At 68.6% G+C, this 16,320-nt stretch carries 19 protein-coding genes and 1 tRNA gene; 16 read left to right on the forward strand and 4 right to left on the reverse strand.

Features of this window, described 5'->3' with window-relative positions; genetic code table 11:
* Positions 1 to 121: 121 nt before the first annotated feature.
* From QE392_RS03330 to QE392_RS03360, 7 genes are all read left to right on the forward strand, one after another.
* A complete protein-coding gene (locus QE392_RS03330; protein WP_307447879.1) occupies positions 122 to 547 on the forward strand; it encodes a hypothetical protein in 426 nt (141 codons plus the stop codon).
* Positions 548 to 568: 21 nt separating this feature from the next.
* On the forward strand, positions 569 to 1,186 hold the full coding sequence (locus QE392_RS03335) for a hypothetical protein (protein WP_307447881.1): 618 nt from the start codon (positions 569 to 571) through the stop codon (positions 1,184 to 1,186).
* Positions 1,187 to 1,367: 181 nt separating this feature from the next.
* A complete protein-coding gene (locus QE392_RS03340) occupies positions 1,368 to 1,793 on the forward strand; it encodes a hypothetical protein (protein ID WP_307447884.1) in 426 nt (141 codons plus the stop codon).
* Positions 1,794 to 1,895: 102 nt separating this feature from the next.
* Positions 1,896 to 2,594 carry an endonuclease NucS gene (gene nucS / locus QE392_RS03345; protein ID WP_307447887.1) on the forward strand — a complete coding sequence of 233 codons (699 nt, stop codon included), beginning with the start codon at positions 1,896 to 1,898 and terminating at the stop codon, positions 2,592 to 2,594.
* Between the two features lie 115 nt (positions 2,595 to 2,709).
* On the forward strand, positions 2,710 to 3,414 hold the full coding sequence (locus tag QE392_RS03350) for an HAD hydrolase-like protein (RefSeq protein ID WP_307447890.1): 705 nt from the start codon (positions 2,710 to 2,712) through the stop codon (positions 3,412 to 3,414).
* The gene (locus QE392_RS03355) at positions 3,407 to 4,618 is read left to right on the forward strand and encodes a hypothetical protein (RefSeq protein ID WP_307447893.1); all 1,212 of its coding nucleotides are present in this window, start codon (positions 3,407 to 3,409) and stop codon (positions 4,616 to 4,618) included. The genes QE392_RS03350 and QE392_RS03355 overlap by 8 nt, the downstream gene beginning before the upstream one ends.
* A 4-nt stretch (positions 4,619 to 4,622) precedes the next feature.
* Positions 4,623 to 4,754: a hypothetical protein gene (locus QE392_RS03360; protein WP_307454187.1), complete on the forward strand. Its 132-nt coding sequence runs from the start codon at positions 4,623 to 4,625 to the stop codon at positions 4,752 to 4,754.
* Between the two features lie 53 nt (positions 4,755 to 4,807).
* On the opposite strand, the gene QE392_RS03365 is transcribed toward QE392_RS03360, so the two are convergent.
* Complete coding sequence (locus QE392_RS03365; protein WP_307454008.1) at positions 4,808 to 5,014, reverse strand: cold-shock protein; 207 nt, start codon at positions 5,012 to 5,014, stop codon at positions 4,808 to 4,810.
* A gap of 318 nt (positions 5,015 to 5,332) precedes the next feature.
* On the opposite strand from QE392_RS03365, the gene QE392_RS03370 reads away from it, so the two are divergent.
* Positions 5,333 to 5,941 (forward strand): GntR family transcriptional regulator, encoded by a 609-nt coding sequence (locus tag QE392_RS03370; protein ID WP_307447896.1) that lies wholly within the window; start codon positions 5,333 to 5,335, stop codon positions 5,939 to 5,941.
* A gap of 48 nt (positions 5,942 to 5,989) precedes the next feature.
* Positions 5,990 to 6,418, forward strand: a complete 429-nt coding sequence (locus QE392_RS03375) for a GNAT family N-acetyltransferase (RefSeq protein ID WP_307447899.1) — start codon at positions 5,990 to 5,992, stop codon at positions 6,416 to 6,418.
* Positions 6,419 to 6,475: 57 nt separating this feature from the next.
* Here QE392_RS03375 and QE392_RS03380 read toward each other — a convergent pair whose 3' ends face one another.
* The gene (locus QE392_RS03380; protein ID WP_307447903.1) at positions 6,476 to 7,351 is read right to left on the reverse strand and encodes a CHAD domain-containing protein; all 876 of its coding nucleotides are present in this window, start codon (positions 7,349 to 7,351) and stop codon (positions 6,476 to 6,478) included.
* A gap of 163 nt (positions 7,352 to 7,514) precedes the next feature.
* On the reverse strand, positions 7,515 to 7,784 hold the full coding sequence (locus tag QE392_RS03385) for a GlsB/YeaQ/YmgE family stress response membrane protein (protein ID WP_307447906.1): 270 nt from the start codon (positions 7,782 to 7,784) through the stop codon (positions 7,515 to 7,517).
* Positions 7,785 to 8,089: 305 nt separating this feature from the next.
* Here QE392_RS03385 and QE392_RS03390 point away from each other — a divergent pair, with 305 nt between their 5' ends.
* Positions 8,090 to 8,437, forward strand: a complete 348-nt coding sequence (locus tag QE392_RS03390; RefSeq protein ID WP_307447909.1) for a histone-like nucleoid-structuring protein Lsr2 — start codon at positions 8,090 to 8,092, stop codon at positions 8,435 to 8,437.
* Positions 8,438 to 8,894: 457 nt separating this feature from the next.
* Here the strand turns inward: QE392_RS03390 and QE392_RS03395 are convergent.
* A tRNA-Leu gene (locus QE392_RS03395) sits at positions 8,895 to 8,978 on the reverse strand.
* 153 nt (positions 8,979 to 9,131) lie between these two features.
* On the opposite strand from QE392_RS03395, the gene QE392_RS03400 reads away from it, so the two are divergent.
* From QE392_RS03400 to QE392_RS03425, 6 genes are read left to right on the forward strand one after another with little or no spacing between them, the layout of a single operon-like run.
* Positions 9,132 to 9,869 (forward strand): FhaA domain-containing protein, encoded by a 738-nt coding sequence (locus QE392_RS03400; protein ID WP_307447912.1) that lies wholly within the window; start codon positions 9,132 to 9,134, stop codon positions 9,867 to 9,869.
* Positions 9,866 to 10,405: an FHA domain-containing protein FhaB/FipA gene (locus QE392_RS03405; protein WP_307447915.1), complete on the forward strand. Its 540-nt coding sequence runs from the start codon at positions 9,866 to 9,868 to the stop codon at positions 10,403 to 10,405. The genes QE392_RS03400 and QE392_RS03405 overlap by 4 nt, the downstream gene beginning before the upstream one ends.
* A gap of 9 nt (positions 10,406 to 10,414) precedes the next feature.
* Complete coding sequence (locus QE392_RS03410) at positions 10,415 to 11,653, forward strand: PP2C family protein-serine/threonine phosphatase (RefSeq protein WP_307447918.1); 1,239 nt, start codon at positions 10,415 to 10,417, stop codon at positions 11,651 to 11,653.
* Positions 11,650 to 13,053, forward strand: coding sequence for an FtsW/RodA/SpoVE family cell cycle protein (locus tag QE392_RS03415; RefSeq protein ID WP_307447921.1), 1,404 nt, complete (start codon positions 11,650 to 11,652; stop codon positions 13,051 to 13,053). Before QE392_RS03410 ends, QE392_RS03415 begins: the two co-directional genes overlap by 4 nt.
* A gap of 46 nt (positions 13,054 to 13,099) precedes the next feature.
* A complete protein-coding gene (locus QE392_RS03420; protein ID WP_307447924.1) occupies positions 13,100 to 14,554 on the forward strand; it encodes a peptidoglycan D,D-transpeptidase FtsI family protein in 1,455 nt (484 codons plus the stop codon).
* Complete coding sequence (locus tag QE392_RS03425) at positions 14,551 to 16,314, forward strand: serine/threonine-protein kinase (protein WP_307447927.1); 1,764 nt, start codon at positions 14,551 to 14,553, stop codon at positions 16,312 to 16,314. The genes QE392_RS03420 and QE392_RS03425 overlap by 4 nt, the downstream gene beginning before the upstream one ends.
* Positions 16,315 to 16,320: the final 6 nt, after the last annotated feature.

Here is a 16,320-nt window from a genome sequence, read left to right on the forward strand (position 1 = left end):
CTCTCGAGGACATCTACCGGGAGGTTCGCAAATGACACACCGGCCTCTCAACACGCTTGTTCTGGGGGTCATCGTCATCCTGTTACTCGCGAGCTGCAATTCCACCAACGAAGGATCGAATGTGGACGAATCTCTCACGGTCACCGAGGCGAAGAATGTCGCGCAAGTCATGGAAAGGGAGCTCGCCGCCTTCGTTCCTCAGGATCTCGTCGCGTACACAGACCAGCGCTCTGCCGGCGTGCTGCTGCGCTGCAGCACTCAGGGGACATATCAGTGGACGGGTTCGACGACAGTCCGCATCGTGGCCGGAAAGCGTGTGGATGCCGCAGCAATGACGTCCGACATCGTCGCCGCCTATGACGGCCGAGGGACGCTGGCCGCATCGGTAGAGCGGACATCCGATGGCGAACCCCGGGCCCACATCGTCGGGCCTGCCGGGGCCGGCTACCTGGTGTCCGAGGACCCTGACCGAACCGGCGTTCGCATCGCCTCTTTCTCGCCCTGTTTCCACCTCCCGGCGGACATGTCACCTGGGGACACGTACTGATCGGCTGGCGTGGATGAGGTCATGAGCGCCACCGCCGTGAAGGTGGGGCGCACCGACGGCCGAGCGCATACGCAGCCGCGGCGAACCTTCCGGTATCGCAAGCGACCTGCAGATCGGACTGGACCAATGAAGCGCACCACGACAGTTCTGACAACGTTCTCGGTCTTGCTCGCGGCACTGAGCGGGTGCGCCCCAACCGAAGGAGCCGGCAAAGTAGACCGATCCCTGTCCCTGAGCGAAGCGAAGTCCATCGCCCAGAAGATGGAGGTGAAGCTGGCCAGCTATGTGCCGAAGGAGGCAGTGGCGTCCGTCGAGCAGCGATCCACAGGCGCGTTGATCTCCTGCGATCGCGACCGCGGCTACCAGTGGTCGGGGCGCACGGACGTTGTTTACAAAGACGGAGCGTCGATCGATCCACAAGACCTCGTTGACGTCATCCTCGCGGCATACGACAACCAGAAGGGGTTCCAGGCCGAATCGGCCCCGACCGTCGACCAACAGCCCGGGGTCCACGTCGCCGGGTCATATGGCGCCGGCTACCTCGTGAACGAGAGCGTCGACCGCGCTTCCGTGCAGATTCTTTCCTTCTCGCCGTGCTTCGTCCTGCCTCAGGGGATGTCACCAAGCACGCAGTACTGAGCAGCGTGCTCGGCTCGAGGTGTTTCACGGCAGTTCTCGTGTCGGTCGGCGATAACACCGGTCCGTTCGCCACCAACATGCTTCGAAAGGTCCAATGATGCGAAGTCGCCCTGGCCTCGCAGTCCTCACTGCGTGCGTCCTGGTGACGATCGGATGCACCCCTGAGACGGGAGACGCCCCCGTGGAGACGAGCCTCACGGTCGATGAAGCGAAGAGCATCGCTCAAGAGATGGAGATGACGCTCGCCGGCTTCGTCCCCGCCGATGAAGTCTCCGCAGTCGACCAGAAACCGACCGGCGTGCTCATGTCCTGCACCGAGGAAGGCAGCTACCAGTGGTCTGGGCAGACGAAGGTCGTTCTGAACACGGACAGAACGTACGACGGCGCCGCCGTCACGGAAGCGATCGCACGAGCGTACGACGATCGCTCCTCCTACCGGACAGAGACGGATCTGACGACAGACGGGGAGTTGAGAGCGCACGTCATCGGGAGCAACGGGCAGGGATATCTCGTCGCCCTGTCCGTGGACAAGACCTTCGTGCAGATCCTGTCCTTCTCCCCGTGCTTCGTCCTGCCCGACGGAATGTGGCCGGGTGGGCAGTACTGAGCGAGAAGCGCCACAGACCGCAGCGCAGACGCACTCCTTCGCCCGCCCCGGGCGGCAAGGGAGGCGGCGACGATCCGGCGCGACTCCTGGGACAATGGGGCGGTGCGTCTCGTCATCGCCCGTTGCTCCGTCGACTACACCGGCCGCCTCAACGCGCATCTGCCCCTCGCCACCCGACTGCTCGTGCACAAGGGTGACGGCAGCCTGCTCGTGCACTCCGACGGCGGCTCCTACAAGCCGCTCAACTGGATGAGCCCGCCCTGCGCGCTCACCGTGGAACAGCCCGACGAGGTCGACGTCGAGGACGGGGTGATCCAGCGCTGGCGCGTCACGCACGCCAAGACCGGCGACGCGCTCCTCGTGCGCATTCACGAGATCGTCCACGACACCGCGCACGACCTCGGCGTCGACCCGGGCCTCATCAAAGACGGCGTCGAGGCCGACCTCCAGCGGCTCCTCGCCGAGCAGGTGTCGGTCGTGGGCGAGAACCTCACCCTCGTGCGTCGCGAGTACCCCACGGCGATCGGCCCCGTCGACCTGCTGCTGCGCAACGACGACGGCCCCGGCACCGTGGCCATCGAGGTCAAGCGGCGCGGCGACATCGACGGCGTCGAGCAGCTCACGCGCTACCTCGAGCTCCTCAACCGCGACCCCCTGCTCGCCCCGGTCACCGGCGTCTACGCCGCGCAAGAGATCAAGCCGCAGGCCCGCGTGCTCGCCACCGACCGCGGCATCCGGTGCCTCACTCTCGACTACGACGAGATGAAGGGCGTGCAGTCGGGCGCTCCACGCCTGTTCTGAGCACACACCGGAGGCAGGCGGGGACAGAGGCTTACGCCTCGGCCTGAAGCGATCGAGGGATCTCCGCCCGGCATCCGGTCGACGAGGCGGGATGCCGCGCCGGTAGCGTGGGCGCATGCCCGAACGCTCTCCCTTCTCGTGCGTCCTGTGGGACGTCGATGGAACACTCGTCGATGCGTCGGAGGGGATCCTCCGCCGCCTGACCATCACCCTCGACCACTTCGGGCGCACGCCGCCGACGCGCGGAGAGTTGTCCCGCTGGATCGGCCCGCCGATGTTCGAGTCGTTCCAGGTCAACGTCGGCATGAGCCCCGAGCAAGCCGTCGAAGCCGTGGCGTTCTACCGCGGCCTCAACAAGAGCGAGGGCTACACCGTCAGCGCACAGCTGTACCCGGGCGTCGCCGAGCTGGTGCACGATCTGCACGCGGCGGGCGTGCCGCAGTCGACGGCGAGCTCGAAGCCCGAGGTGCAGGTCGTCGCGCTCATGGACCACTTCGGCCTCGCGCCCGACCTCGAAGCCCTGGTCGGCGCGACTCTCGACGAACGCACGCTGAGCGCGAAGTCCGACATCGTGCGCGAGGCACTGCGCCGGCTCGAGGTCGCTGGCGCGGATGTCTCGCGACCCGTCCTGATCGGCGATCGTCATCACGATGTCGAGGGTGGTCAGGATGCCGGGGTCCCGGTGATCTTCGTGAGGTGGGGTTTCAGCTGGCCGCACGAGGCGGAGGGAGCCCAGGCCGCGGTCGACGACGTCGATCAGCTGCGCGCTCTGCTGCTCGTCGACGAGGCGCCCATCGCGGGAGCGGACGCCGATGCCTGATCTCGGGTGGGTGGGACCGGCAGCGATCATCGTCGCCGCGGCCGCCCTCCTGGTGCTGACGGTGATCGTCGTCGTGCGCGCGCAGCGCCGCTCACGGCGCGTCCGGGCCGCGGCCTCGCAGGCGGTGTCCGAAGCCGCGGCGGCTCTGCTCGCGCTCGATGACGCGGTCGACGGTCTCGACCTCGACTTCGAGGCCGCCGATGCGCTCGAATCGGCGGATGTGCCGTCCGACCTCCGCCGTTCGCGCGCGACGGCGCACCGTGTCCGCGACCGGGGCTACAGCGACGTGATCACCCTCGACGCCGACACCGGTGTCGCCGCCCGCCGCCGCGATCAGGCCCGACGTGTGCGCCAGGCCCTCGCGGTCCAGCACGAGCGCGTCGCGGAGACGCGCACACGGCTGACGGAGTGGGCAGGCTCTCACCGCACGCCCGACCGGCTCCTCGCCGCCGCCCGCCGCCGCCGAGACGAGGTGGCGGCGACGTCGGGCGATCCCGGGCCCTTGCTCGCGGCTCTGCGGGCGCGCTTCGACGAGCTGGATTGGGCCGACGCCGCGTCTGCCGCCGAGGGGGCGTCGGCTGCGCTGGCCGATGCCGATGCCGCCCTCGCCCGCGCGACGAACGATTCCGCGCCCGGCCATCTGCGCGACGCCATCGCGGCTCTCCATCGCGCCGATCGTCACCTTCGCGCGGTCGAGGAAGATCATCGCGTCGCCCTGCAGGCCGCCGACAACGCCGTCGCCGAGGCGCAAGCGGCGCGCAGCGAACTCGATGAGGCGATCGAGGTGGCGACCTCGCGACCCGAGGCCTGCCGGGAAGACGCTGCCGAGCGTCTCCGCGCCGCGACCGCCGAGCTCGACGACGCCGCCGGCTCCGCGGCGCGGCGCCCCCGCGAGACCATCGCCACCGTCGCGCGCCTGCGCGAGGAACGCGACCACCTCCTCGGCGACGCCGTCAGCGTGCGTCGTCGTGTCGAGGCCGCACGCGCTGCACTCCCCGGAACCCTTGCCTGCGCCCGCGCGGCACTGGCATCCGCCGAGCGGCGCGACGCGGGGAGCGAGGATGCCGCACACGACGACGACAATCGCATCGCTCACCGCCTCCGCCTCGAACGGGCGCGCCGTCACCTCTCCGCGGCCCGAGCTGCGACCGATGCCACGCAGGCCCTCGCCGACGCGCGTACCGCCTGGGCAGCGGTGCGCTGAGACGATGTATCTCCTGTACCGCGACGAAGCCGACCTCACCCGGATCGGCGCCGCCCTGACGCGGGCGTTCCTGCCGAACGCGACGATCCGGCAGTTCGCCGCAGCAGGAATCGACCTGGTGCGGCAGGACACCTGACACGTCCCGGGCCGACGACGGTCGGCCGGTGGGGTTTCGCCGGGCTCGGCGACTCAGAGCGGGCGGATGTTCTCCGCCTGCAGGCCCTTGGGACCCTGGGCGATGTCGAACTCGACGCGCTGGTTCTCCTCCAGCGAGCGGTAGCCGCCGGACTGGATCGCGCTGTAGTGCGCGAACACGTCCTGACCGCCGTCATCCGGGGCGATGAAGCCGAAGCCCTTCTCCGAGTTGAACCACTTGACCGTGCCCTGCGTGCTCATCGTCATGCCGTTTTCCGCTTGAGCCGGCGCCGAGCGCGCCGGTCTGTGCCCCCACGGTAACGGCGGACATCTGAACGCGCACGGGTCCGTGACACAAACGTTGCGCGGGCCGACACGGAGCCGAACGCGATCCGAGCCCATACGACGCCCGGGCTGAGCGATGCTCGAAGCCCGGGCGTCGACGGATCCCCCCGGATATGTCACGCGAGGCGTGACGAGATGACAATACCGGCGTCGGGGCGCGCGCGCGACACGAAAACGGAGATTCCGTCAGATATGACGATGTTCTGTGCTAACGGAACCCGTAAACTCCGCGTGATGAATGATCGCCGTCGCGCTTCGGCTCTCGTCGACGAGGCGTACCGCTCCCTGGGTGAAGCCATCGTCGACGGCCGTCTCAAACCCGGTGACCGCCTGCGCGATGTCGAATTGGCGCAGCTGATGGGCATCTCCCGCACGCCCGTGCGCGAGGCCCTTCAGAAACTGGAAAGGATCGGCCTCGTCGAGATCGCAGCCAATCGATACACCCGCGTCTCCGCGCTGTCCGATCGCGCTCGCACCGACATGCGGGAGTACGCCGCGCACACCATCGCCGGCGCGCTTCGCTTGGCCGTGCCGCGATGCACCGACGAGGAGATCACCGTCGCCGTCGATCTCGTCGATCGGGTGCGCGACGCCGAAACCTCTCGCGCCTACGTCGCCGCCGTGATGGCCTTCTACGCTCACATGGCGTCAGCGTCTCGCAACATCCCCTACATGAGAGCGCTGCAGCAGACCGACCTCGTGCTGCGACGCAACCTCGACGGCTGGGGGAGCGTCACCGACGGCACGCGCGAGGCGCTCTTCCGTCACCTCCGTGCGCAGATCACCGCCCGCGACGCGAACGGGGCCACGTGGACCTTCCTCGCCCTGCACGGTTACGCGTGAGCGCACAAGAGCGTCCGGGCGGCGTTCGAGGGCCGCTAACGTGTCGCCATGCCTCGCATCCACCTGCATGAACTCGAGGACGTCGATCGGGATGCCGCGTTCTCGGCCGCGCGTGCCAGCCGGTCCGCGTGGCGCCGGGCGGCGTTCGACGATCGGCCGGCATTCGACGCCTGGACGGAACGGCCCGACGTCGCCGCACATGCCATCCTCGAGGATGACGCGGTGGTCGGTATCGCCGCGGCGATGGACGTCGAGGGTGAGCGGGAGATCCTGCTCGCCGTCTCCCCCGACGCCGACGTCGACGCGCCCACCGAGGCGCTGCGACTGCTGACCACCCAGGAGGCCGAGCGGCCGCTGTACGCCTGCGTCGCCGCGACGGACGCGCCGTCTTTCGACGTTCTCGCCCGCTTGGGCTTCGTCGAAGACCGGCACGACGGCGACGATGTCGTCCTCGTACTCCCGCCGACTCTGGAGTGACCCGCTGCGGGCCTCCGAAGCGGTCCCGATCTCGAGGACGGACGACCGCTGAATCGGTCAGCTGACGCGCTTCGCCGCCTTCTTCAGCTTCTCGAGGGCTTTCGGGAGGCGCTCGAGATGCTCTGCGGCCCGTGCCGAGGCGGCCCCCGCGACCGCGTCGTACGGCCCCGTCTCCTCCTGCGCCGTGAAAGCGCGACCACGGAGCCGGGTCGCCCGATCCGCGAGCAGCAGCTCGTCGCGATGTTCGCCCAGCAGCTTGTGGATTCGCTTCGCTGCGCGTCCGAGGCGGCGCCCGTCGGCGCCGACCACATCGGAGTCGGCCCGATCGATCGCTTCCGCGAGGTAGCGCGTCCGCCGTGCCGCCTTGCGCACGGCGTGCAGCCGCTCGAGGGAGTCATCGCTGCGTCGCGCCGCGCGCGATACGCGACGGACCTCCGCGCGGAGGAGACGGCGGACCACCTTTTGGGCGGGAACCTCCGGATCGTCGAGGTCGAACCTCAAGCCGGCTTCGCGCACCGCTCGGGTCCGGGTACGACCGGCCTCGGTCGCGTTCTCCTCCACGACCCGATCATGCAGGTGGCGGTAGGCAGCGCGCTCATCGCCCACCAGGCGGCGACGCGCATCGGCATCATCGATACCGCACTCCGCAAGGGCTTTCTCGGCACGGTCTGCGCGGACTTCGGCATCCCGCGCCTCCCCGAGCGTCCGACCCCACGGGGCCAACGCTGCGCTCAGCTCGCGCGTCTGCCCGGTGGAGGTGGTCGACGCGAGAGCCTTTGCGACACTGCGCAGTCGTCGGACGGAAATCCGGTGCTGGTGCAGCCCGTCGGGTTCGTCGGAAAGAGCGGCAGCCTCGGTCGACTCGACGTCGGCTGAGGCCGTCTGCAGGATGCGACGGGCCAGGGTCAGGGCGGAGGTCGTGTCTCGTGGCATCCGCTCACGGTAGGGCGTCCGGTGCCGACGCGCCGCTGGGTTGACGAGCTCGGGTACCACGTCGTGGTTCGTTCGCGCGCGGTGCCGAGGGGAGCGGCGTGCCCGCGAACGGAGAAAGGCCCGGGGCGCGGTCCCACCGCCCCGGGCCTTTCTGGAACCGACGTCAGCGCGTGGCGCCGCGGCGGTTCACGATGAGGCCGTAGATGAGCAGGACGATGATCGAGCCACCGATGGCGAGGAGCCAGGTCTGGATGGAGAAGAAGTCCTGGAGAGGCGCGTTGAACAGGAGCGAGCCGAGGAACCCGCCCAGCAGGGCGCCGACGACGCCGAGCAGAAGCGTGACGAACCAGCCGCCGCCCTGCTTACCGGGGAGGATCAGCTTGGCGATGGCGCCGGCGATGAGGCCGAGGAGAAGAAATCCGAAGAATCCCATTGTTGTTCCTTTCGCGAGTGTGAACCGATGCCCGCTCGGGGCGGAGCGCTCGTTGTATCCAGGGTCCTCCCAGGAACGCATTCGCGGAGGTGGGTTGCGCATGGACCGGATTTCTGGGTGAGGAACGTGTGCGGCCGCTCCGGCGGCCGTCGCCCCTCCCCGATCGACGCTGTTTGTCGATCGCGAACAGAAGCGACCCCGATCGATCAATACCCATATAGCGAATTCGAAGAAAGTCCCCATCAAAGATCGGAAGTGCTCGGTATGATTGGTCTCGTGTGGGGGCACAATGGGAGGGGAGTGCAATGGCACTCGAGCAGGTATTTCGTCGTCTCGATGACCTGGACGGATCCGAGTTGGACTTGGATTCCACCCCGGTCTCGTTCGCGCTCGAAGGGGTTCAGTACTCCATCGATCTGACGCGAGCGAACGCCGAGAAGCTCCGCGAGGCACTGGCACCGTTCATTGCAGCTGCGCGGACGGAGGGCTTCGAACACGCTCGTCATCTGACACGGTCGCAGCGCACGATGAAGCGCCGCGCCATCAGGGAGTGGGCGCGCGCGAACAATCTCCAGGTGTCTGACCGTGGTCGCATCAGCGATGCGGTCCTCGACGCATACGCCTCACAAGGAGCAACGCGGTCCCGCTACTGAGGGGCACGCCCGACGACTCCCCCGGGTCATTTCGAGATTCACTCCGCATGTCACGGCGTCGTGATGATTCGCGGGAGATCCGACGGCGCTTTCATATCCTCTCGGTCGGCCTATGCCGGAGGCGTGGGGAGCGAGGCGTGCGCGACATCGACTTCCGCTTTCGGGCGGAAAGTCGGTGCACGGCCATGCAGCCGTATGGCCGTGCGCGCGTGCCTTCTTTGTGCCGGGCCGTGAGCGAATAGCAGTGAATCGCCCGTCGAGCCCGTTTGTGCTGGCCTGGGAAAGGCCCACGGGAGGACTCCGGCGCCACCTCTGACAGGGTGGGGGAACGACGCTCCCCGACGGATGCGCTGCGCGGGGCCGGCGGCGGGGCCCACCCCTGCACGGGTTCACGCCCTCCCGCTCCCGCAGACAACGAAGAAGGCCCCGGGATGAACCCGGGGCCTTCTTCGTTGTGTGCGCGAGGGGGGACTTGAACCCCCACGCCCGTGAAGGCACTGGCACCTGAAGCCAGCGCGTCTACCTATTCCGCCACTCGCGCATGCGCGGCATCCAGGATGCCACGCGACCAACTTCCCGAGAATATCACGGCCAGGACCGCGTCACGAAATGCGGACCACGACGCGGCCTTCCATCACCTGCCCAGCCGTGCTGACTACGATGTGCCTACTGGTCTGCCGCCCGAAGGAGTCTTGTGGGACTACTCGACAGTTTCGAGAAAGGTCTCGAGCGCGCCGTTAATGGCGCGTTCGCGAAGACCTTCCGCAGCGGCATCCAGCCGGTGGAGATCGCCTCCGCGCTGCGCAGTGAGCTCGACAAGAAGGCCGTCGTCGTCACACGCGACCGCATCCTCGCTCCGAACACCTTCGCGGTGCGCCTGTCGGCCGCCGACGACGAGAAGATGAGCGCTCTCGGATCCACCCTCGTGTCCGAGCTCGACACGCTGGTCAAGAAGCACGCACGCGAGCAGGGCTACTCCTTCGCGGGTCCCGTCGCCATCTCCATCGAGCGCGACGCCTCCCTGTCGACCGGGACACTTCGCGTCGATTCCCAGACCACCGAGGGCCGCATCGCCTGGCGCGGCGTCGTCGACATCGACGGCACCCGCCACCCGCTCACCGCATCCCGGACCGTCATCGGTCGCGGCAGCGACGCGGACATCACCATCCCCGACGCCGGCACGAGCCGCAAACACGTCGAGATCCTGTGGGACGGCGAGCGCGCCATGGTGCGCGACCTGGGCTCGACCAACGGCACCACGCTGAACGGGCGCAAGATCTCCGAGGCCGCCCTCCCGCCCGATTCGACGATCTCGATCGGCCGCACCAATATCGTGTTCCGTGTGGTCGCGCAGGCGCAGCCGCCGCGGCGCCCACAGGCGCCCGACGCCACGAGCATCTTCGACGTCCGGGAACGGGGACCCCACTCATGAGTCAACTGACTCTTCTCCTTCTGCAGGGCGGGTTCCTCGTGCTGCTGTGGTTCTTCGTGTTCGGGGTCGTCTACTCGCTGCGCGCCGACCTTTTCGGCGTCAAGGTGCGCAAGCTCCCCGAGCCGGCGGCACCCCCCGCTCCGGCCGGTGCCGCGCCCGTCGCCTCCCCCGACGCGGTGACGACCCAGGTCAAACGTCCCGCCGCTCCGGCTCCCGCCCCGGCCGGCAGCCTGGCCACGACCTCGGCGGTCTCACGCATCGTCATCACCAGCGGACCCAAAGCGGGTCTCGAACTGCCGCTGGGGACCGAGCCCCTGACCATCGGCCGCTCGAGCGAGTCGGGTCTCGTCATCCGCGACGACTACACCTCCAGCCACCACGCCCGTCTCGTCCTCTGGGGCGATCAGTGGATGCTGCAGGACCTCGATTCGACCAACGGCACCACCCACGACGGGGTGCGCGTCGCAGCTCCGGTCCAGGTCAAGGTGGGCGCGCCCATCAAGGTCGGCGCGACGACGTTCGAGCTGAGGACGTAAGCCACCTCCATGGTCTTCCAGGGCTCGAGCGCGGCCATCTCCCACACGGGCAAGGTGCGCTCCAACAACCAGGACTCCGGTTACGCCGGGTCCAACCTCTTCGTGGTCGCCGACGGCATGGGCGGTCACGCGGGCGGCGACGTGGCTTCGAGCCTGGCCATCGGTCGCCTCACCGAACTCGACCAGCCGTTCCGCTCGCCCACCGAAGCCGAACACGCCATTCGCGAGGCCCTCGCCGACACGGCGACCGAGTTGATCGACACCGTCGCGAGTCGTCCCGAGCTCGCGGGCATGGGCACCACGGTCAGCGCGCTCGTGATGGTCGACGACTACGCCGTGATCGGCCACATCGGTGACTCGCGGATCTACCTCTACCGCGACGACACGCTCACCCAGATCACCGCCGACCACACCTTCGTGCAGCGGCTGGTGGACTCCGGCCGCATCACTCCGGAAGAAGCGCGTTATCACCCGCGTCGCTCCGTGCTCATGCGCGTGCTCGGCGACATGGACCCCGACCCCGAAGTCGACAGCTTCATCATGCCGACGCAGGACGGCGACCGTTGGCTGCTGTGCTCCGACGGACTGTCGGGTGTCGTCGACGACGACCACACGGCCAAGACCCTCGCGCTGGGCATGCCTCCGGCGCGCACGGCCGACGCGTTGCTGAAGCAGGCGCTCGACGGCGGTGCCCCCGACAACGTCACCGTGGTGCTCGTCGACGTGGGGGGCCAGCATCCCGTCTTCATCGGTACCCCGACGATCGTCGGCTCGGCATCCAATCCTCGCGGTGTCGTCGTCCCGGCCGCCCGCACGGGCCGCGCCGGCTGGCTGCACCACGCGCGTCAGGTCGCCAACGAGCCGACGCACTTCGAGCCCGCCGCGGAGTTCCTCGAGGAACTCATCGAAGAAGACCGGCGCCGCGCGCGCCGCCGCCGCCTGGGCTGGCTCGCCGCACTGATCATCGTGCTCGTCGGACTCGGACTCGGCCTGTACGGCGGATACACGTGGACGCAGTCGCGGTACTACGTCGGCACCGACGACGACTCGGTCGTGATCTACCGGGGCATCCAGCAGTCCATCGGTCCGCTCTCGCTCTCGACGGTCTACGAAGACACCGACGTCACCCTCGACGAGCTGTCGGAGTTCGACCGGCAGACGGTCGAGACCACGATCTCGGCGAGCTCCCTCGCCGACGCCCAGCGCATCGTGGATCGTCTGCGCCCCGCGGAGGAGGTCAGCGGATGACGAATCAGAAGCTCACCCGGTCGACGGAGGACGTCTCCACCGACACCGCCGTCATGCGGGCCTTGAAGAAGATCCGCGTCCCGGCGACGCAGCGCAACCGCGAGCTGGGACTGCTCGTGTTCGCCATCGCCGTCTACGGCGCGGCGGTTTCGCTCGTGCAGCTCGGCGCGACCGGTGCGGTGGAGACGGGCTTCCTCATCCTCGCCGCCGTTCCCGCGGTGCTCGCCCTCGTCATGCACGTCGTGCTCCGCCTGCGTGCCCGCGACGCCGATCCGTTCGTGCTGCCCATCGCCACCGTCCTGACGGGTCTGGGTATCGCGATGATCTACCGGATCGACCTCGCCGAGCGCCTCACCGGCTGGGATGCCACGGGCAACCGCCAGATCGCGTGGGCCGTCATCGCGATGATCGCCGCGCTCGCGGTGCTGATCTTCGTCCGCAACTACCGCGTGCTGTTCCGCTACACCTATCTCTTCGGTCTCGTCGGTATCCTTCTCCTGCTCCTGCCGTTCGTGCCGGGTCTGGGCACCGATCAGAACGCCGACGTCTGGGTATCGCTCGGCTTCGTGTCGTTCCAGCCGGGCGAGCTCGCGAAGATCTGCCTGGCGATCTTCTTCGCCGGCTACCTCGTGCGCACTCGCGAGAGCCTCACCTCCACCGGCACGCGCTTCCTCTTCATGACGTGGCCGCGCGCCCGCGAACTCGGTCCGGTGCTCATCATCTGGCTCGTCTCGCTGGGCATCATCGTGCTCCAGCGCGACCTCGGCACCGGGCTGCTCATCTTCGGCATGTTCGTCGCGATGCTCTACGTCGCCACCGGCAAGACGAGCTGGGTCCTGATCGGTCTGATCCTCGTCGCGACCGGTGCCTTCCTGGCCTCTCGCGTGCTGCCCTACGTCCAGGGCCGCTTCGCCAACTGGCTGGGGGCGTTCGACCCGGAGGTCATCGACCGCGACGGCGGCAGCTATCAGCTGGTCCAGGGCATCTTCGGGCTCTCGCACGGCGGCCTCTTCGGCACCGGGCTCGGGCAGGGGCGTCCGTACATCACGCCGCTGTCGCAGAGCGACTACATCGTGCCCAGCCTGGGCGAGGAGCTCGGCCTCGTGGGCCTGTTCGCAATACTCGCGCTCTACATGGTGTTCACCAGCCGCGGCATCCGGATCGGGCTCGCCGGCCAGGACGACTTCGGCAAGTTGCTCGCCACGGGCTTCTCGTTCACCATCGCGCTGCAGGTGTTCATCATGGTCGGCGGTGTCACCCGGGTCATCCCCCTGACGGGCCTGACCACCCCCTTCCTGGCCGCCGGAGGGTCGTCGCTCATCGCGAACTGGATCATCGTGGCGTTCCTTCTGCGCATCTCCGACGCCGTCCGCAGTCGCCCCCGGGTGGTGATCGGCTGATGCGCCACCCCCTGCTCACCGACGCCCCGATGAGGGAGGAGGCACCGTGACCACCGAGCTCCGACGCCTCAGCATCGTCATGCTGGCGATGTTCCTGGCGCTGTTCACCTCGACGAGCATCATCCAGGTCGTGCAGGCCGGCGCCCTGACCAACACCGCGGGGAACACCCGCGCCCTGTACGACTCCTACGAGGTGCAGCGCGGTTCGATCATCGCCAGCGGTACGGTGATCGCCTCCTCGGTCCCCTCGAACGACGTGTACAGCTGGCAGCGCCAGTACACGGATGCCGAGATGTGGGCGCCCGTGACGGGGTGGGTGAACCCGGTGCTCGATTCGCGGACGCGCATCGAGGCGACCGAGAACGGCGTGCTCAGCGGATCGGACAACGCCGACTACTTCTCGCGCATCGAACGCGCCGCGACCGGTCAATTGCCGCGCGGCGCCAACGTCGAGCTCTCGCTCGACGCGGACGTACAGCGGGCCGCGTGGGACGCACTCGGCGACCAGCAGGGCGCCGTCGTCGCGATCGAGCCCTCGACCGGCCGCATCCTCGCCATGGTGTCCAAGCCCAGCTTCGACACGAACACCCTCGCGTCCCACGACACGGATGCCGTGAACGCCGCATACGACCAGCTCGTCGCCGACGCGGCCAAACCGCTCGACAACCGCGCCATCGAGGGCGACCTCAACCCTCCGGGCTCGACGTTCAAGCTCGTGGTGGCCTCAGCGGCCCTCGCATCCGGCCGCTACACGCCCGACTCCACGTTCCCCAATGTCTCGGCGTACACGCTGCCCGAGTCGACCAACGTCGTCAGCAACGCCGGAGGGGGGTCATGCGGCGGCGGCGACACCGTGACCATCGCGACCGCGTTGCGCTTGAGCTGCAACATCCCCTTCGCAGAGCTCGCGGTCGAACTCGGCGACGACGCCATTCGCGCGGAAGCCGAGAAGTACGGCTTCAACAGCGAGTTCTCGATCCCGCTGCGGTCGACGGCATCCACCTATCCGGCCACGCCCAACGCGCCCCAGACCGCTCTGAGCGGCTTCGGTCAGGGCGACGTGCGCGCAACGCCGCTGCAGATGGCGATGGTGTCGGCGGGTATCGCGAACGACGGCGTCGTGATGAACCCGCGGATGGTGGACCGCGTGATCCGGCCCGACCTGTCGGTCGCAAGCGAGGGCACCAGCACCGAATTCGGTCGGGCTCTCGAGTCGTCGACCGCGGCACAGATGGTCACCATGATGACGGCGAACGTCCAGGACGGCGCGGCATCGAATGCAAGAATAGACGGGGTCCAGGTGGCGGGTAAGACCGGCACCGCGGAGAACGATTCCCGTCCCTACACTCTCTGGTTCACCGGCTTCGCGCCGGCGGAAGACCCCCGGGTCGCCGTCGCCGTGGTCGTCGAGAACGGTGGTGGCCAGGGGCAGAACGGGAGCGGCAACGAGATCGCCGCCCCGATAGCGAAGAAGGTCATGGAGGCGGTGCTGGGGCGATGAGACCGACACAGGGTGTGACCTTCGGCGGGCGGTACGAGCTGGATTCGCGGATCGCGATCGGCGGCATGGGCGAGGTCTGGGAAGCGACCGACCACGTCATCGGACGTACCGTCGCCATCAAGATCCTCAAAGACGAATACATGGGCGACCCCGGCTTCCTCGAGCGTTTCCGCGCCGAGGCCCGGCACGCGGCCCTCGTCAACCACGAGGGCATCGCGAGCGTGTTCGACTACGGCGAGGAAGACGGCAGCGCCTTCCTCGTCATGGAGCTCGTGCCCGGCGAAGCCCTGTCGACCATCCTCGAACGCGACGGGTCGCTCTCCACTGACAAGACCCTCGACATCGTCGCCCAGACGGCCGCCGCTCTTCAGGCCGCGCACGCCGCCGGGCTCGTCCACCGCGACATCAAGCCGGGAAACCTGCTGATCACGCCCGATGGACGCGTCAAGATCACCGACTTCGGCATCGCCCGCATCGCCGACCAGGTGCCCCTGACCGCCACCGGGCAGGTCATGGGCACCGTGCAGTACCTGTCGCCCGAGCAGGCATCGGGTCACCCGGCGTCGCCGGCCACCGACACGTACTCGCTGGGCATCGTCGCGTACGAGTGCCTCGCCGGCAAGCGTCCCTTCACGGGCGAGTCGCAGGTCGCCATCGCGATGGCGCAGATCAACGAGCAGCCCGCGCCCCTGCCCGCCACCGTCCCGGTGCCGGTGCAGAACCTCGTCATGGCCATGATCGCCAAGAAGCCGGAGGATCGGCCGGCGTCATCGGCCGCCGTCTCCCGCGCCGCCACGGCCCTCCGTCGCGGTGACCTCGCCGCCGCCGCCGCCGCCGTGCCGGCCGTCGCCGCAGGTGCCGCCGCCGTCGACGAGGCCACGCAGTTGCTGACCGCGGGTCAGACGGCCGCCGCAACGCGGCTCATGCCCACGCCCGCCGCGGCCACGTCGCTCGTGACCGAGGAGCACATCGAAGAAGATCAGGCCCCGCAGAAGAAGCGGTCGCGCTGGACGTGGCCGCTCGTCGCGCTCATCGCCCTGCTCGCCCTCGTGCTGGCGGTCACGCTCTTCAATCTGCTCTCGAACCAGGACGAGCCCACGCCCGCGCCGTCGAGCCCGACTCCCACCGCGACGCCGACGCCGTCCCAGACGTCCGCGACACCGACGCCGACACCGACGTCTCAGCGCGTCGAGGTCTCGTCGCTCGGACTGCAGGGCAAGACCTGCGACGACGCCCGGGCCATTCTGGAAGACAACGACCTCGTGGCCGACTGCCAGGTGGGCAATGCGGCCACCTCGGCGGACGACGTGGGACTCATCTACGACGTGAACCCGACCGGACGTGTCGATGCGGGCACCACCATCACGGTCCGGTACTACGGCGACGAGACTCCTCTTGAGACGCCTGGCACGCCGACTCTGCCCGGCTCGTCGGTCTCGGCCGGAAGCGACATCCAGGTCGCGTGGCAGCAGTACACGTGCCCGTCGGGAACCGGCTCGGTGACCTCGTACAACTTCACCGCGACGAACGGCACGTTCAACACGAACGGGCAGTCGACGGCATCCTTCAAGCCCGAGGCGCGCAACGCCGCGCTCAAGGTGAGCAACTCCGCCGGCCAGACCCTGCGGGTGACCTACACGGTCAGCTGCTCGGGCATCGGCGACCGTCAGGCCGGGCCGTCCGGCGAGGCGTCGGCGTCGATCACGGGGGGCGCGAGCCCGAGCCCGACCACGAGCCCGACCCCGTCGCCGACCAACTGATCGCCC

The organism is Microbacterium proteolyticum (assembly GCF_030818075.1).
Taxonomy (GTDB): domain Bacteria; phylum Actinomycetota; class Actinomycetes; order Actinomycetales; family Microbacteriaceae; genus Microbacterium; species Microbacterium proteolyticum_A.

Bases quoted from the DNA above. Each gene is read 5' to 3' on its own strand.
- QE392_RS03425 (WP_307447927.1), top strand. From the start codon at position 14,551: ATGAGACCGACACAGGGTGTGACCTTCGGCGGGCGGTACGAGCTGGAT.
- QE392_RS03390 (WP_307447909.1), top strand. From the start codon at position 8,090: ATGGCACTCGAGCAGGTATTTCGTCGTCTCGATGACCTGGACGGATCC.
- QE392_RS03405 (WP_307447915.1), top strand. From the start codon at position 9,866: ATGAGTCAACTGACTCTTCTCCTTCTGCAGGGCGGGTTCCTCGTGCTG.
- QE392_RS03380 (WP_307447903.1), bottom strand. From the start codon at position 7,351: ATGCCACGAGACACGACCTCCGCCCTGACCCTGGCCCGTCGCATCCTG.
- QE392_RS03385 (WP_307447906.1), bottom strand. From the start codon at position 7,784: ATGGGATTCTTCGGATTTCTTCTCCTCGGCCTCATCGCCGGCGCCATC.
- QE392_RS03335 (WP_307447881.1), top strand. From the start codon at position 569: ATGAGCGCCACCGCCGTGAAGGTGGGGCGCACCGACGGCCGAGCGCAT.
- QE392_RS03375 (WP_307447899.1), top strand. From the start codon at position 5,990: ATGCCTCGCATCCACCTGCATGAACTCGAGGACGTCGATCGGGATGCC.
- QE392_RS03355 (WP_307447893.1), top strand. From the start codon at position 3,407: ATGCCTGATCTCGGGTGGGTGGGACCGGCAGCGATCATCGTCGCCGCG.
- QE392_RS03360 (WP_307454187.1), top strand. From the start codon at position 4,623: ATGTATCTCCTGTACCGCGACGAAGCCGACCTCACCCGGATCGGCGCC.
- QE392_RS03350 (WP_307447890.1), top strand. From the start codon at position 2,710: ATGCCCGAACGCTCTCCCTTCTCGTGCGTCCTGTGGGACGTCGATGGA.
- QE392_RS03365 (WP_307454008.1), bottom strand. From the start codon at position 5,014: ATGAGCACGCAGGGCACGGTCAAGTGGTTCAACTCGGAGAAGGGCTTC.
- QE392_RS03410 (WP_307447918.1), top strand. From the start codon at position 10,415: ATGGTCTTCCAGGGCTCGAGCGCGGCCATCTCCCACACGGGCAAGGTG.
- QE392_RS03415 (WP_307447921.1), top strand. From the start codon at position 11,650: ATGACGAATCAGAAGCTCACCCGGTCGACGGAGGACGTCTCCACCGAC.
- QE392_RS03370 (WP_307447896.1), top strand. From the start codon at position 5,333: ATGAATGATCGCCGTCGCGCTTCGGCTCTCGTCGACGAGGCGTACCGC.